Source organism: Dellaglioa sp. CoH-55-MRSF-8 (assembly GCF_056782195.1).
This window is the reverse complement of the sequence record NZ_JBXAYH010000001.1, coordinates 27,929-42,878: the sequence shown is the minus strand read 5'-3', so window position 1 is coordinate 42,878 and position 14,950 is coordinate 27,929. Positions and strand designations below refer to the sequence as shown.

At 33.9% G+C, this 14,950-nt stretch carries 14 protein-coding genes; 13 read left to right on the top strand and 1 reads right to left on the bottom strand.

Going from position 1 to position 14,950, the window contains the following annotated elements; genetic code table 11:
* The first annotated feature begins 123 nt into the window (after positions 1–123).
* Genes AC1RPW_RS00200 through AC1RPW_RS00190 form a run of 3 tightly spaced genes read left to right on the top strand, consistent with a single transcriptional unit; the run spans position 124 to position 2,204 of the window.
* Positions 124–813 (top strand): YjjG family noncanonical pyrimidine nucleotidase, encoded by a 690-nt coding sequence (locus tag AC1RPW_RS00200; RefSeq protein ID WP_481762165.1) that lies wholly within the window; start codon positions 124–126, stop codon positions 811–813.
* Positions 814–851: 38 nt separating this feature from the next.
* On the top strand, positions 852–1,304 hold the full coding sequence (locus tag AC1RPW_RS00195) for a hypothetical protein (protein WP_481761103.1): 453 nt from the start codon (positions 852–854) through the stop codon (positions 1,302–1,304).
* 33 nt (positions 1,305–1,337) lie between these two features.
* Positions 1,338–2,204, top strand: coding sequence for a TMEM175 family protein (locus AC1RPW_RS00190; RefSeq protein WP_481761104.1), 867 nt, complete (start codon positions 1,338–1,340; stop codon positions 2,202–2,204).
* A 102-nt stretch (positions 2,205–2,306) separates the two neighbouring features.
* On the opposite strand, the gene AC1RPW_RS00185 is transcribed toward AC1RPW_RS00190, so the two are convergent.
* Positions 2,307–3,554, bottom strand: coding sequence for a dicarboxylate/amino acid:cation symporter (locus AC1RPW_RS00185; protein WP_481761105.1), 1,248 nt, complete (start codon positions 3,552–3,554; stop codon positions 2,307–2,309).
* Between the two features lie 256 nt (positions 3,555–3,810).
* Between AC1RPW_RS00185 and AC1RPW_RS00180 the strand changes: the two genes are divergently transcribed.
* The 10 genes from AC1RPW_RS00180 (at position 3,811) to AC1RPW_RS00135 (ending at position 14,917) form a co-directional block, all read left to right on the top strand.
* Positions 3,811–4,239, top strand: coding sequence for a CopY/TcrY family copper transport repressor (locus tag AC1RPW_RS00180; protein ID WP_481761106.1), 429 nt, complete (start codon positions 3,811–3,813; stop codon positions 4,237–4,239).
* A 92-nt stretch (positions 4,240–4,331) separates the two neighbouring features.
* Positions 4,332–4,709, top strand: a complete 378-nt coding sequence (locus AC1RPW_RS00175) for a MerR family transcriptional regulator (RefSeq protein ID WP_481761107.1) — start codon at positions 4,332–4,334, stop codon at positions 4,707–4,709.
* Between the two features lie 70 nt (positions 4,710–4,779).
* Entirely contained in the window at positions 4,780–5,880 is a 1,101-nt protein-coding gene (locus tag AC1RPW_RS00170; protein ID WP_481761108.1) for an NADH-dependent flavin oxidoreductase, read from the top strand.
* A 195-nt stretch (positions 5,881–6,075) separates the two neighbouring features.
* On the top strand, positions 6,076–7,188 hold the full coding sequence (locus AC1RPW_RS00165) for an aminotransferase (protein WP_481761109.1): 1,113 nt from the start codon (positions 6,076–6,078) through the stop codon (positions 7,186–7,188).
* A gap of 262 nt (positions 7,189–7,450) precedes the next feature.
* Positions 7,451–9,013 carry a YfcC family protein gene (locus tag AC1RPW_RS00160; RefSeq protein WP_481761110.1) on the top strand — a complete coding sequence of 521 codons (1,563 nt, stop codon included), beginning with the start codon at positions 7,451–7,453 and terminating at the stop codon, positions 9,011–9,013.
* A 220-nt stretch (positions 9,014–9,233) separates the two neighbouring features.
* Positions 9,234–10,469, top strand: a complete 1,236-nt coding sequence (gene arcA, locus AC1RPW_RS00155; RefSeq protein WP_409021880.1) for an arginine deiminase — start codon at positions 9,234–9,236, stop codon at positions 10,467–10,469.
* A 24-nt stretch (positions 10,470–10,493) separates the two neighbouring features.
* Positions 10,494–11,510 carry an ornithine carbamoyltransferase gene (gene argF, locus AC1RPW_RS00150; protein WP_481761111.1) on the top strand — a complete coding sequence of 339 codons (1,017 nt, stop codon included), beginning with the start codon at positions 10,494–10,496 and terminating at the stop codon, positions 11,508–11,510.
* A gap of 153 nt (positions 11,511–11,663) precedes the next feature.
* Positions 11,664–13,088, top strand: a complete 1,425-nt coding sequence (gene arcD, locus AC1RPW_RS00145) for an arginine-ornithine antiporter (RefSeq protein WP_481761112.1) — start codon at positions 11,664–11,666, stop codon at positions 13,086–13,088.
* 28 nt (positions 13,089–13,116) lie between these two features.
* A complete protein-coding gene (gene arcC / locus AC1RPW_RS00140; RefSeq protein WP_409021884.1) occupies positions 13,117–14,061 on the top strand; it encodes a carbamate kinase in 945 nt (314 codons plus the stop codon).
* Between the two features lie 127 nt (positions 14,062–14,188).
* Positions 14,189–14,917: a Crp/Fnr family transcriptional regulator gene (locus AC1RPW_RS00135; protein WP_481761113.1), complete on the top strand. Its 729-nt coding sequence runs from the start codon at positions 14,189–14,191 to the stop codon at positions 14,915–14,917.
* Positions 14,918–14,950 lie beyond the last annotated feature (33 nt).

Sequence of the window (14,950 nt, the reverse complement as noted above, 5' to 3'; positions counted from 1 at the left end):
AAAAATAAGAAGCTTTGGATAGGGATATAATTCCTTATTCAAAGCTTTTTTGTTACTTTAAATCTTATGTTAAAATGATAATGTCCAGTAACTAAATTACATGAATGAAAGTTGAGAATTGAATTGAAAAATTACGAATTTTTACTATTTGATATTGATGATACGTTACTTGATTTTGGGTTAACTGAAAAAGCTGCACTAGAAAAGCTTTTTTTAACGCAAAAAATAACATTAGATGATAAAATAAAACAAAATTATTTGAAATTTAATCAGCAGTTATGGCGCCAATATGAGCGTGGTAATTTAAAGCGGGATCAATTATTAGAAAATCGGTTTGCGATATTTTTCAAAAAACAGTTTAATAGAGTAGTTGATGGTAAAGAGTTGGCTAAACAGTATCAAGATAATCTGTCTGCCGGACATGAAAAAATGATGGGCGCAGATGAATTATTGGCATCAATAGATACAGCTAACTATCAATTGTCGATTATTACCAATGGCGTTGCAAACATGCAGTATAAACGATTAGCAGAATCAAAGTTAGATAAGTACTTTCCGCAAATATTTGTTTCGGAAATGACGGGTTATCAAAAACCAACGGTTGGCTTTTTTAACTATGCTTTTGACCATATTGCTGGATTTAATCCCGATAAGGCACTTATTATTGGTGATTCTTTAACATCAGATATTCAAGGTGGGAACAATGTTCACGTTGATACTGTCTGGTACAATCCGAAAAACATTAAAAATAAGACATCAATAAAAGCGACCTACGAAATTGATGATCTGTTAGCCATAAATAATATAATATAAGAATAATTATAAATCTTGGATTAGAGGAATGGTGAATAATGAAAGATGCTAAAATGATGAAAAATGTTAAAAAGATTATTACGTATGCTATTTTTGTGATTGCTACCTATTTTTTATTTTCACAAGTTTTATCAGTGTCAGAAATAGCAACGGATCGTTCCTTTATGGAGATTGCAAAAGCAGAACCAGTCGTATTTATTATTATCTTTTTTATAATTTATAGTTTATTTATGATAATTAGTATTGCTTTTTTCTATTTTTCTCATATTTTATTAAAAATTAAGGGAAAATATGATATTAGTTTACTTATTTTAAATTTTTTCACAGTTTTTTTAACAATATCAACGCTTGTTATTAAATCAGTTGGAGGGGCATTACCAACAGTAGTTATCAAAACTAGTTTATTTTTTATTTTAATATCGATGTCCTTATCAACGACTGCAAAATTATTAGCCTTACGAGAAGAACGACTAAAAAAAAGAAAAAAATAGGTTAAATATAGCAGTATTTTAAAGGAGGTACATATGAAAATTAAAGAGCGGTTGGATACGTTAAGTGATGCGATTATAGCCATTATTATAACCATTATGGTATTAGAGATGCCAATTGAGATAAAAAATGGGGAGATTAACTTTGTTGGTTTGTTTCAAGCCATTGGAATCTTTATTGTTAGTTTCTGTTTTGTTGCTAATATCTGGTATCAACATGCGGTCGCATTTTCGGAAGTAAATGAAGTACCAAATAAAATAATTGTGATGGATTTAATCTTAATGATGCTTTTATCGTTAATGCCAACCTTCACACGACTAATGACAAGTGATACTGTCAGAGAAACGGTTACAATGTATGGTGTTTTATATTTGTTAATTATTTATCTATTCAGGGAAATTGTAAAAGAAATTATTCATCAAAAATATACAGAAAAATCTGATATGAAAAAAGTATATGTAACCATTTATGGCAGACATAACACAGAAACCGGATTATTAATATTAGCTTTAATTCTTATAGGCTGGTTTTTCCCTAAAATAACGTTAGTCTTTTTTATTATCATACCAATTCGTTCATTTATTACTAATAGTGCAGATAACAGTGAATTTACTAATATTAGTCAAATGGAACCTAAAGGTACTGAGGCATTCTTAGAGATGACACCTGAAGATAGAGAAAAATTAAAACCAATTATTACGACACTTAGAAAAGAAATAAAACAACAAGATCCTGATGCGTGGGAGAATTTTACAGAGGATGCTGAAGAGGCACTCGACGTTAGTGAAGGAACGATACTTAGATGGTTTCGTCAATATCGTCAAGCATTTGAGGATTCACAAAATACGCGAAGAAAAAATATAAAGTATGGTAGAGACCAATTAAGTAGAGAAGATGATTAATAGTAAACTGTCCGTCCAATTTTGGAAAGGGCAGTTTTTAATTACAAAAAACCCCTATACTAGACTGATATTTCAGTATCTAATATAGGGGGATTGTTATTATTATTGTGCCATAAAATCTTTTAACCAATTTTTACCTTCAACGAAACGCGTAACAAGCATTGCAGTAGCAGTATTTCCTGTTGAATTTAATAAAGTTGCGGGAATATCAATGATGGTTGTAATAATTAGAATTAATGGAAGAGCAGCCATTGGGAAACCGAAGATTGAACAAATTAAGGTTTCGGCAACCATACCACCACCTGGAATAGCGCCCATCACGACACCAACCAAGAATGAAACACAGATAATCATAATCATATTATTTAAACTCGTGATATCTTTACCAAAAACGGCAAATAAAAATGTTGTTTTTAAGATGCCACCAATAACAGAGCCATCCTTGTGCGTATTTGCACCTAATGGGATGATCGTATTTGCGATATCTTCGCTCACGCCCATTTTTTTAGAATACTCTAGGTTAACAGGGATACATGCAGCTGAAGAACTTGTTGCAATTGCTGTAACAGCAGGAGCTGAGACATTTTTCCAAAAAATCATAAAACCGGCTTTGCCACCTGCGATAAATGCATAGAAACTCATCATCACAAAGAAGTAGAAAGCTGTAATACCTAAGTAAAGAATGAAACTGCGCAAATATCCGGCAGCAATCTGAGGTCCTAAATTACCGATAATATTGGCAAAGAAACAACCTAAACCAATTGGCGCGTAGATCATCACATATTTAACCATCCGCATAACTACTACGTTTCCAGCTGATAAAAATTTTGTAAATACACTAGATTCTTTACCGGTTGCTGAAGCAGCTGTACCCATTAAAATCGAAAAGATAATTAGTTGTAACATATTATCTTTTGATAATAAATGATAAAAGTCATTAACGGTGAATGTATTAACTAATGTTTCTAAACCAGATGATTTTGTTGATGTATCTTTAACAGTACCCATCAAACCTTTAATCGTATCAACGTTGACGCCGTGAATAGGGTTAAAGAGACGAACACCGATATACCCAATAACACCAGCAATGAAAGCCGTTGTTAGGAAGACAATTAATGTTGTAATCATGATTTTACCAAGTCGTTTCATTTCAGACATTTCTGCGATGGCAGATGAAATACTGAAAAAAACAAGTGGAACTAAAATCATGTACATTAGATTTAGAAAAAGATCTCCTAAAGGTTTAAGGACAGCAGCTTGTTCTTTAAAGATTAAGCCGACAATCCCACCTATGATTAGACCCGAGAGTAATAATAAAGATGTTTTGTAGCGATTAAAAAAAGTAGTCATAAAAAATCCCCTTAAATAATTAGTCTAAAGTCATAAACACTAGTATATCAATTGTTTTGTTTAAAAGCTAAGTTAAAAAAAGGAAACGAATAATATGCAAAAACAAATGAGTTTAATCAATATTAAAAAATGAGATAGTATTAGTTAATAATGAGTATTTAACCGATTATACTAATTTGAAAGATAGCTTATTGACGGGTTAAATACATTAGTTTACAATTGTAATCATAAGACCAATGAAAGAAGGGCAATACTAATGAATAATAAAAAAATAATTGAAATTAGCGACGCTGAGTGGGAAGTTATGCGTGTTATCTGGACATTAGGTCAGAGTACTAGTAATGAAATATTTAAGAATTTAAAAGAAAAAAAGAATTGGCAAATGCCAACAATAAAAACATTATTGGGTCGATTAGTAAAAAAGGGTGCATTATCTGCTGATAAAGAGGGCCGAGCATTCATATACAAACCCCTAATAGAAGAACAAACGACGATGGATCATGTTAGTCAGTTATTATTTGAACATATGTGCCAAATGAAAATTGGCTCAACAATTGCCGATTTATTAAGTGAAGTTGAGTTAAGCCAATCAGATATTGTGAAACTACAAAGTGTGATTGATGAAAAAAGTAAAAATGCACCAGAAATGGTTGAATGTAACTGCTTAGCTGAAAAAATGATGTAAATGTTTCATGTGAAACATTATAAAATTTAATCTGATCCTTTATCTTAATTGTCTAATGAGATTAAAAAAGATGAGAATAGGAGTGTTTGATTTTGAATATTAAAAAAGTAAGTGAGAAGTTTGATTTACCGACTGCGACGTTACGATATTATGAGGAAGTAGGACTTATTCCCACTGTATCACGGAATACAAGCGGGTATCGGGACTATGATGAAATCGATTTAGAATGGGTTAATTTTGCAAAACATATGCGTCAAACGGGGATTTCAATCAACATTTTAAAAGAATATGCTGACCTAACGCAACAAGGTGAGGCCACTGAAGAGCAACGTAAACAGATTTTGATTAAACAGCAACGATTATTAGGTGAACAAATCGCGGCGATGCAAGATACTTATAATTTTTTAGATAATAAAATTGAAACGTACGAAAATCATGTAAAACAGATGTTAAAAATGACCGATAAATAAAAAGCTTGCCTTCAAGTCGACTTGAAGGTTTATTATAAACCTATATTAGATATAGGAGGAACATTTTATAATGATTAAGCAAATTAACTTACGAAAAAAATTCAATTTAAATGAACAAATAACCCTACAAAATAAACTTGTGATGGCACCTATGACAACATGGGCAAGTAACGATGATCAAACAGTTTCTGAAGCAGAAATTAGTTATTACGAACAACGTGCAAAACAGGTCGGAATGGTTATCACAGGTTCGAGCCATGTACAAGAAAATGGTGTTGGATTTGATCATGAAATTGGTGTTTATGAAGATCGATTTATACCAGGTTTGACGAAGTTAGCCACAGCTATTAAGGCCGGTGGGGCAAAGGCCATCTTACAATTAAATCATGCTGGAAATAAGGCATTACCAGAATTAATTACAAATCATGACGTTGTTAGTGCGAGTCCAGTACCAGCACCAAAAACACCATTTGCTCCAGCACAGACACCTCGAGAATTGGCAGAAGAAGAGCTAATACAAGTTATAAAGGCTTTCGGAACAGCAACTAAACGTGCAATTCAAGCAGGTTTTGATGGTATTGAAATTCACGGTGCCCATGGATTTCTAATTCAAAATTTTCTTTCACCACACTATAATCATCGGACTGATCAGTGGGGCGGATCATTAGAAAATAGATTACGATTTGCTATGGCAGTAGTTGATGAAGTTCAACGAGTGGCTGATGAAAATACGACTAAAGAATTTATTATCGGTTACCGAATTACACTTGAAGAACGTGAAACAGATGGTCTTAAATTAGAAGATACAGAAGCTTTGATAACGAATTTAGTTGCTAAACAGGTGAGTTATTTGCACCTTTCGTTGGGTGATGCGTTAACTGATGGTCCAAAGGGTGGTGAACCCTATATTCAAAGAGTTTCTCAACTAGTTAATCAACGGGTACCAATCGTGGCAGCCGGCTCATTAAATACTTTTGATAGAGCAACGACAGCATTAAAATCGGGATTAGATTTAGTTGCTGTTGGGTCAGCATTAGTTGCAAATCCTAATTTGCTAAATCAAGAAAAATGGCAATTAACGTTATCGATGAGTGATCCTAGTATCCCTAAGTTAATGTTAAAAAAAATCCAAGCGCTGGGTAGCACATTTGGATTTACCTTAGTAGATTAGATAATTTATTAAAAACTGTAATATCTGTTGTTGATGATAGGAAAACCTATTACTGGCAACAGATTTTTTATGTTATAAAATTAAAAGTTCAGATTTGTCATTTTAATATATTTAAACAGACACTGGCTTAATTTTTAATTTCTGTTATTATTTAGGACGTTAAGACAAATAATATAGATTGGAGAATGATAACTTATGGAAATTGCAGGATTTGGCGTTGAAGAGTGGTTAAATGTCTATGAATCTAAAGCTACGTATGATATTGCACAAAGAACGGTTTCATCGATGACAATGAACGAATTATTAAATATTGGTCAAGAAAATGGTCAGGATTTTTATCGTGATTTAGATGCACAAAAGATGAATTATGGTTGGATTGAGGGGTCCCCAGCTTTTAAAGCAGAGGTTAGCAAACTTTATAAAGCGGTTTCGCCGGAACAAGTTTTACAAACTAATGGTGCAACAGGAGCAAATCAACTGGCACTATACGCGTTGATTGAACCTGGTGATCATGTGATTTCTATGTATCCTAGTTATCAGCAACTCTATGATATTCCTAAATCATTAGGAGCTGAAGTCGATTTTTGGAATATTTCTGAAAAAAATCAATGGATGCCTGATTTGGATGAATTACGAGCAATTATTCGACCAGATACTAAAATGATTTGTTTAAATAATGCGAATAACCCAACGGGAACAGTAATTGAAACTAAACTAATGACTGAAATCGTTAAAATTGCAAAAGAAGTCGGCGCATATGTATTAGTTGATGAGGTCTATTTACCTTTAGATGATACAACGGACGTAAGTTCAATTGTTGATTTATATGACAAAGGTATTGCGACGAATAGTTTATCAAAAACCTATTCAACTCCCGGTATTAGAATCGGTTGGACGGTTGCTAGTCCAGCTGTTACAGATATTTTTAGAAAATACCGTGATTATACGATGATTTGTGCAGGTGTATTTAATGACCAAATGGCTGTTCATATTTTAAAAAATAAAGAATTAGTATTGGATAGAAATCGACAAATTGTGAAACGAAATTTAAAAATTTTAAGTGATTGGGTGGAAAATGAGCCAGCAGTTAGCTTAGTAGTGCCAAAATCTGTCTCGACTTCATTTATAAAATTTGAAACAATTGAAGATGATGAACAATTTTGTCAAAAATTATTAAAAGATTATGGGGTTTTATTAGTACCTGGAAGCCGATTTGGTGTGCCAGGACATGCAAGATTAGGTTACTGTGCTAAAGAATCCGTTTTAGTAGAAGGATTAAAACGCTTGTCACAAGCATTACATGAATAAGTTTAGTGCATCAAAGAGAGATAAAAAGTAGATTTACAAGTTACTTTTTATCTCTCTTTTTGTGGAAAGTAAAATTAGATGATAAATCAAAAAGTGTGAGCTGGTTCACACTTTTAATGTAACCGATTTCACACCAGAAACTGTAGACTGTTGATATACTCCAAGCGAAACGACCGGCAGAGGAGGGTGTCATGATAAAAATACAGTAAAAGGATAACGCCGCTATCTATTTGGTATAAAACAATTAAAGGAGGAAATTATAATGGATTCAACGACAACAATGGAAAAGGTACCTAAAAAGAAATTTAAGTTAAAAATGCCCGGCGCTTTTGTTATTTTATTTATATTAACGATTGTTGCAGTTATGGCAACATGGATTATTCCAGCGGGCTCTTACTCTAAATTATCTTATGATCAGGCAAGTACGGAATTAAAAATTACCGATGCGCATGGGAATGTAAAAAAAGTTCCTGCGACACAAAATCAATTGGATAAACTTCATGTCAAAATTGATATTAAACAATTTACATCAGGTGGTATTACGGCAGCAGTATCAATACCTAATACATATCAGCGATTGAAGCAAAATCCGGCAGGACCAGCTGATATCACAAATAGTATGGTTAACGGGACAATTGAAGCCGTAGATATTATGGTCTTTATTTTAGTCCTGGGTGGTTTAATTGGTGTTGTTAAAGTCAGCGGCGCGTTTGAATCAGGTTTAATTGCGCTAACTAAGAAAACCAAAGGTCATGAATTTTTATCAATTTTCTTTGTTTCAATTTTAATGGTTTTAGGCGGAACTCTTTGCGGGATTGAAGAAGAGGCAGTGGCCTTCTATCCAATATTGGTACCAGTATTTATCGCGATGGGCTATGATTCGATAGTCTGCGTGGGGGCAATTTTCTTATCCAGTTCTATTGGGACCACATTCTCTACGATTAATCCGTTCTCAGTTGTTATTGCGTCAAATGCAGCCGGAATTGATTTTACGCAAGGTATGATTTGGCGGATTGTTGGTTTGATTGTCGGGTCTATTTTCTTAATTATTTATTTAGGACGTTATAGTAAAAAGGTTAAGGATGATCCAACAGCTTCAATTACTTATGAAGATAGTAAAGACTTTAATCGATTATGGTCAGTATCTTCAGGTGAAGGTGGTAATAAATCAGTTTTCACTATTCGTAAGAAAATTATTCTATTATTATTTGTTGTGACATTCCCAATCATGGTTTGGGGCGTTATGGCAAAAGGTTGGTGGTTCCCAACGATGGCATCTTCATTCTTGGTATTTGCTATCGCCATTATGTTCTTAACAGGTACAGGTCGAGATGGTCTAGGTGAAAAGGGTGTCATTGATGCTTTTGTCAGTGGTGCATCTAGTTTAGTTGGGGTGTCATTTATTATTGGACTTGCCAGAGGGATAAATATCGTGTTAAATCAAGGATTGATTTCAGATACCATTCTTCAATATGCGTCATCTTTAGTTGTTGGCGTAAGTGGACCAATTTTCATAATTATCATGATGGTTATTTTCTTCTTCCTTGGATTTATCGTACCTTCTTCATCCGGATTAGCCGTTTTAGCAATGCCAATATTTGCGCCATTAGCTGATTCTGCAGATATTCCAAGATTTATTGTCGTTTCTGCTTATCAATTTGGACAGTATGCAATGCTTTTCTTAGCACCAACAGGGTTAGTTATGGCAACACTTCAAATGTTAAATATCAGATATTCGCACTGGGTAAAATTCGTTTGGCCCGTCGTTGTCTTTGTTCTATTATTTGGTGGTGCACTCTTAGTATTACAAGTCTTAATTTATTAAAGTAAGAATTATCATAAAAATAATGTACTTTTAATGTTTCTCATTTAATAATTTTAAAAACACGGTAGTGGAAGCGTTTTATAAATGTAATATACGATATTGAACCGTAAGAATCCTCATAATGAGAAATAGTTCACATTATAGGTGTAAGCGTTTACTAATATAGGCTAATTATTCCTGTTATGCTATGCATGTAATAAATATATGGGAGGTAATCATTATGACAAGTCCAGTACACGTAACATCAGAAATCGGAACTCTTAAAACAGTTTTGTTAAAGAGACCCGGTAAAGAAGTTGAAAACTTAACACCAGATATCATGGGTCGTCTTTTATTTGACGATATTCCATACTTACCTGAAATTCAAAGAGAACATGATTTTTTCGCAAAAACATTGCAAGACAATGGCGTTGAAACAATTTATCTTGAAACATTGGCTGCAGAAGCTTTAGATGCAGGAAATGTAAAAGAAGAATTCTTGGAAAAAATGTTAGATGAATCAGGTTTAGTTTCTAGCACACTCCATGCTGCATTGAAAGAATATTTACTTTCAATGGAAACACAAGATATGGTTGATAAAATTATGGCTGGCGTTAGAACAAATGAAATCGATTACAAGTCAAATGCTTTAGTTGATTTAAGTTCTTCTGAAGACTATCCATTCTTTATGGATCCAATGCCTAACCTTTACTTTACACGTGACCCAGCAGCATCAATGGGTGATGGTTTAACAATTAACCGTATGACATTCGCTGCACGTCGTCGCGAATCATTATTTATGGAATACATTATGGAATACCATCCACGTTTTGCTAATAAAGGCGTAAACGTATGGCGTAGTCGTAACCATCTCGACCGTATGGAAGGTGGAGACGAATTAATTTTAAACGACCACGTTCTTGCAATTGGTATTTCGCAACGTACTTCAGCTCGTTCAATCGAAGAATTAGCACAAGTATTATTTGCAAAACACAGTGGCTTTGATAAGATTCTAGCAATTAAAATCCCTAATAACCGTGCAATGATGCATTTGGATACAGTGTTCACAATGATTGATTACGATAAATTTACAATTCATCCAGGAATCCAAGATAATGGCGGAAACGTTGATACATTTATCTTAGAACCAGGTAAAGATAACCACATTAACATTTCACATCGTACAGACTTACAAAATGTCTTACGTGAAGTCTTAAAAGTACCAGAACTTATCTTAATTCCAGTTGGTAACGGCGATGCAGTAGTTGCACCTCGTGAACAATGGAATGATGGTTCAAATACATTGGCAATCGCTCCTAATACAGTTGTAACTTATAATCGTAACTACGTTTCAAATGAAGTCCTAAGAAGTTATGGAATTAAAGTTATTGAAGTTATTTCAGCCGAATTATCACGAGGTCGTGGTGGTCCACGTTGTATGAGTATGCCTATCGTTCGTGAAGACTTAAAAAAATAAAATTTAAAAAAGGTGGAAATTAATATGTCAAACACAGTCTTTCAAGGTCGCAGTCTTTTAGCAGAAAAAGATTTTACTCCAGAAGAATTAGAATATTTAATCGATTTCTCAATTCATTTAAAAGATTTGAAAAAACGTGGAATCCCTCATAAATATCTTCAAGGTAAGAATATTGCCTTACTTTTTGAAAAAAATTCAACAAGAACACGTGCTGCTTTCACAACAGCATCAGTTGATTTAGGTGCTCATCCTGAATTTCTTGGAAAAAATGATATTCAATTAGGTAAAAAAGAATCAGTTGAAGATACAGCTAAAGTATTAGGTAGTATGTTCGACGGTATTGAATTCCGTGGATTCAGCCAAGATGTTGTTGAAGGATTAGCTAAATTCTCAGGCGTTCCTGTATGGAATGGTTTAACTGATGAATGGCATCCAACACAAATGATTGCTGATTTTATGACTGTTAAAGAAAACTTTGGCAAATTAAAAGGCATCACATTAACATACGTTGGGGATGGCCGTAACAATATGGCTAACAGCCTTTTGGTAACTGGATCAATGTTAGGTGTAAATATTCATATCGTTGCACCTGACTCATTACAACCAACTGAAGAAGTTCAAAAATTTGCTGCTGAATTTGCTAAAAAATCAGGAAGCAAGAACATGATTACTTCAGACGTTGATAAAGGGGTTAAAGGTTCAGATATTCTTTACACAGATGTTTGGGTATCAATGGGTGAAGAAGATAAATTCGAAGAACGTATTAACACATTGAAACCATACCAATTAAACATGGACATGGTTAAAAAGACTGGTAATGAAAATATGATCATCATGCATTGTTTACCAGCATTCCATGGCATTGAAACTGAATATGGTAAAGAAATGTTCGAAAAATATGGTGTTAAAGAAATGGAAATTACTGACGAAGCATTCCGTAGTAAATATGCGCGTCAATTTGAAGAAGCAGAAAACAGAATGCATTCAATCAAAGCAATTATGGCTGCAACTGCAGGAAACTTATTCATTCCACGCGTTTAATAACATTATGATAGTTTGTTTTTAACGGTGAAAGTAACTTAACAGGGAAGTGTCTCTGCAAAAAAATAGGCTGTCATTAGGGGGACTAATCTGGAGCAAGACTTTAGATTAGGTCCCTTTTTATTTTTAATAAAGAAAGTAGGCAGTTAAATTATGGACGAAAAACATACAGTTAAAAAAATTAGTTTAATGGCGCTAGTCGCGTTAGTTATTAGTTCTTCTATTGGTGGTGGGGTCTTCGGACTAACCTCTGATTTAGCCAATGCATCTTCACCCGGTCCTGCTCTAATTGGTTGGGTAATTGTCGGAATTGGTATTTTGATGTTATCTCTTTCATTGAATAACTTATTAAATAAAGAACCAGATTTAGAAGGTATTTTTACTTATGCAGAAAAAGGATTTGGACCATTCGCTGGATTCATCAGTGGTTGGGGTTACTGGTTATCTGCTTGGTTAGGAAACGTTGCATTCGCTACAATCTTGATGAGTGCGGTTGGTTACTTTTTCCCTATCTTTAAATCAGGACAAAATCTACCTTCAATTTTAATTGCAAGTATCCTTTGCTGGGGATTAACATACTTTGTTAATCGCGGTATTGAAGGTGCAGCAGCAATCAATGCGATTGTTACGGTCTGCAAATTAATTCCAATTTTTGTATTTATTGTTGTTGCTATATTCTTATTCAAGATCGATATTTTTACAGCTAACTTCTGGGGCACAATGAGTCATAACTTCGTTGTTGGCGATGTCGCTTCACAAATTAAAAAATGTATGATGGTTATGATGTGGGTCTTTGTAGGTATCGAAGGGGCATCAATGTTGTCTTCTCGTGCAGAAAAGAAATCTGATGCAGGTAAGGCTACAATCATTGGCTTAATTAGTTTATTAGTCGTTTACGTTTTAGCTTCAATGTTACCATACGGTATTTTGACACAAGCACAATTAGCTTCAATTCATCAACCAGCAATGTTATATATTGCTGTTGAAATGGTTGGACCAGTTGGTGGTTACGTTATCGGTATTGGCTTAATTGTTTCAATTTTGGGTGCATGGTTATCATGGACAATGCTTCCAGCAGAAACAATGTTATTAATGGCCAAAAGTAAATTATTACCCGGTTACTTTGGTAAAGTTAATGATAAAAAAGCACCAACTTTTGCTTTAATCGTAACAGGCGGATTAGTACAATTATTCCTTTTCACGCTTTTATTCACAGATAAGGCTTATAATTTTGCTTATTCACTATGTACAGCTTCAATTATTGTTTGTTATATCTTAGTTGCGATGTATCAAGTTAAATACTCAATTCAACATATTGATGAAAAAGGCAATAAAGCACAATTAGTATATGGTTTAATTGCGCTATTATTCCAAGTTGCCGGGATTATTATGGCCGGTATCAGTTATTTATTACTCTGTTTAATCGCTTACATTCCAGGGATTTACTTCTATGGGAAAGCAAGAGTAGCACAAGGTGAAAAATTCTTATCAAAAGGCGAAATAGGTATAACCCTGGTTATAATTATTGGTGCTTGCATTGGTATTTGGTTAATTGCTTCAGGAAAAATGGTTGTTTAATAAATAAAAAAATGAGGAGTCGATTAATATGTCAAGAAAAATTGTTATTGCTTTAGGTGGAAATGCTATTTTATCAAAGGATGCTAGTGCTGAGGCACAACAAAAAGCATTGCGAGAAACAGCTGAATATCTTGTTAAATTTGTTGAAAAAGGGGATAAATTAATTATCTCTCATGGTAATGGTCCACAAGTTGGGAACTTATTACTTCAACAAGCAGCTGCAGTTTCTGAAAAGAACCCAGCCTTACCATTAGATACTTGTGTTGCAATGACACAAGGAAGTATTGGTTATTGGATGCAAAATGCATTGGATAATGCATTGGTTGAAAAAGGAATCAATAAAGAAGTTGCAACTATTGTGACACAAGTTATCGTTGATCAAAATGATGCTGCATTTAGTAACCCAACTAAACCAGTTGGTCCATTCTATTCAGAAACAGCTGCTAAAGCAGAAATGGCTGCACATGAAGAGATGACATTTGTTGAAGATGCTGGTCGTGGATGGCGTCGTGTTGTTCCTTCACCACGTCCAACTGGGATTAAAGAATACAAAACAATCGATCAATTAACAGAAAATGGTGTTATTTCAATTTCTGTTGGTGGCGGTGGTGTTCCTGTTGTTGAAGAAAACGGTAAATTACATGGCGTAGAAGCTGTTATTGATAAAGATTTCGCTTCAGAAAAATTAGCTGAATTGGTAGATGCTGATTTACTTATTATTTTGACGAGTGTTGATAATGTTTATGTTAACTTCAATAAACCTAATCAAGAAAAATTAGAACAGGTAACTGTTTCTGAATTAAAAGAATATATCAAAGAAGATCAATTCGCTAAAGGTAGTATGTTACCTAAGATTGAAGCTGCGATTGAATTCGTTGAAGCAAGTAAAAAGGGTCGCGCAATTGTGACATCTTTAGAAAACATCAGTCAATTATTAGATAATGATGCTGGGACAGTTATCGTAAAAGGTTAATAAAAAGCGATAGTTAAGCTGAACTAGCTAACAAAGTTGTAAGGTAAATTGTGGCCAAGGAATATCCATGTTAAAATGATAAAGGAGAGAGTTTAGGGAGTTAGTAATTAGTGGAGGGGATCAAACAATGCAAAAAATTAAAGCAGTACCCCAATATATGCAGTATTTAAGAAAATTATCAGATTTTGAAGCACTTACTGATGAAGAAGCCAATTTACTAATGAACAACATGAGTATCAAATCGTTCCAAAAAGGTCAGGTTCTTTTTGACGAAAATGATCAACGTACACGTTTTTATTTTTTAATAGAAGGCGTAATACGGGTTGAACGATTTGATATTGATGGCGACTTTGGATTTTATTCATATATCAAAAATGACTTAGGATTTCCGTATCGAGGCTTACTAAGTGATAAAAATTACCCTTATTTAGCGAGAGCCATGACGGATATACAAATCGTCTATTTCCCAATGGCCTTAGTTGAACGGATATTGAAGCAAAATATTCTGATGGCTACTCGATCAATAAGGGAGATGTCAACAATTCTAAGCGCTACAGAGAATCAAGTGCAAAGAATGGTAACGTCTAGTGCTCATGATCGAATTGTACAAGCTATCAATATTTTAGCAGAACAATTAGGTGCTGATTTCACAGAAAAGCATGTCGTTATTCCTTATCGTGTCACGATTAAAGAGCTAGCGTTAGTTAGCGGGACTACTCGTGAAACAGCCGGACATGTGATTAAGTGCTTGGCTAAAAATAAGGAAATCATTTTTGAACGGCAGCAATTAACATTGTTGGAAGGTTGGTTTGCTGATCAGAGTTTTGACCGGCAAGAACGCATCTTTAAATTATAATCTGAATAAAAAAATGATCATATGACTTTGGCA

Excerpts from the sequence above, each read along its gene's own strand:
- AC1RPW_RS00195 (WP_481761103.1), top strand. The coding sequence starts at position 852 with ATGAAAGATGCTAAAATGATGAAAAATGTTAAAAAGATTATTACGTAT.
- AC1RPW_RS00190 (WP_481761104.1), top strand. The coding sequence starts at position 1,338 with ATGAAAATTAAAGAGCGGTTGGATACGTTAAGTGATGCGATTATAGCC.
- AC1RPW_RS00185 (WP_481761105.1), bottom strand. The coding sequence starts at position 3,554 with ATGACTACTTTTTTTAATCGCTACAAAACATCTTTATTATTACTCTCG.
- AC1RPW_RS00180 (WP_481761106.1), top strand. The coding sequence starts at position 3,811 with ATGAATAATAAAAAAATAATTGAAATTAGCGACGCTGAGTGGGAAGTT.
- AC1RPW_RS00170 (WP_481761108.1), top strand. The coding sequence starts at position 4,780 with ATGATTAAGCAAATTAACTTACGAAAAAAATTCAATTTAAATGAACAA.
- AC1RPW_RS00165 (WP_481761109.1), top strand. The coding sequence starts at position 6,076 with ATGGAAATTGCAGGATTTGGCGTTGAAGAGTGGTTAAATGTCTATGAA.
- AC1RPW_RS00160 (WP_481761110.1), top strand. The coding sequence starts at position 7,451 with ATGGATTCAACGACAACAATGGAAAAGGTACCTAAAAAGAAATTTAAG.
- arcA (WP_409021880.1), top strand. The coding sequence starts at position 9,234 with ATGACAAGTCCAGTACACGTAACATCAGAAATCGGAACTCTTAAAACA.
- argF (WP_481761111.1), top strand. The coding sequence starts at position 10,494 with ATGTCAAACACAGTCTTTCAAGGTCGCAGTCTTTTAGCAGAAAAAGAT.
- arcD (WP_481761112.1), top strand. The coding sequence starts at position 11,664 with ATGGACGAAAAACATACAGTTAAAAAAATTAGTTTAATGGCGCTAGTC.
- arcC (WP_409021884.1), top strand. The coding sequence starts at position 13,117 with ATGTCAAGAAAAATTGTTATTGCTTTAGGTGGAAATGCTATTTTATCA.
- AC1RPW_RS00135 (WP_481761113.1), top strand. The coding sequence starts at position 14,189 with ATGCAAAAAATTAAAGCAGTACCCCAATATATGCAGTATTTAAGAAAA.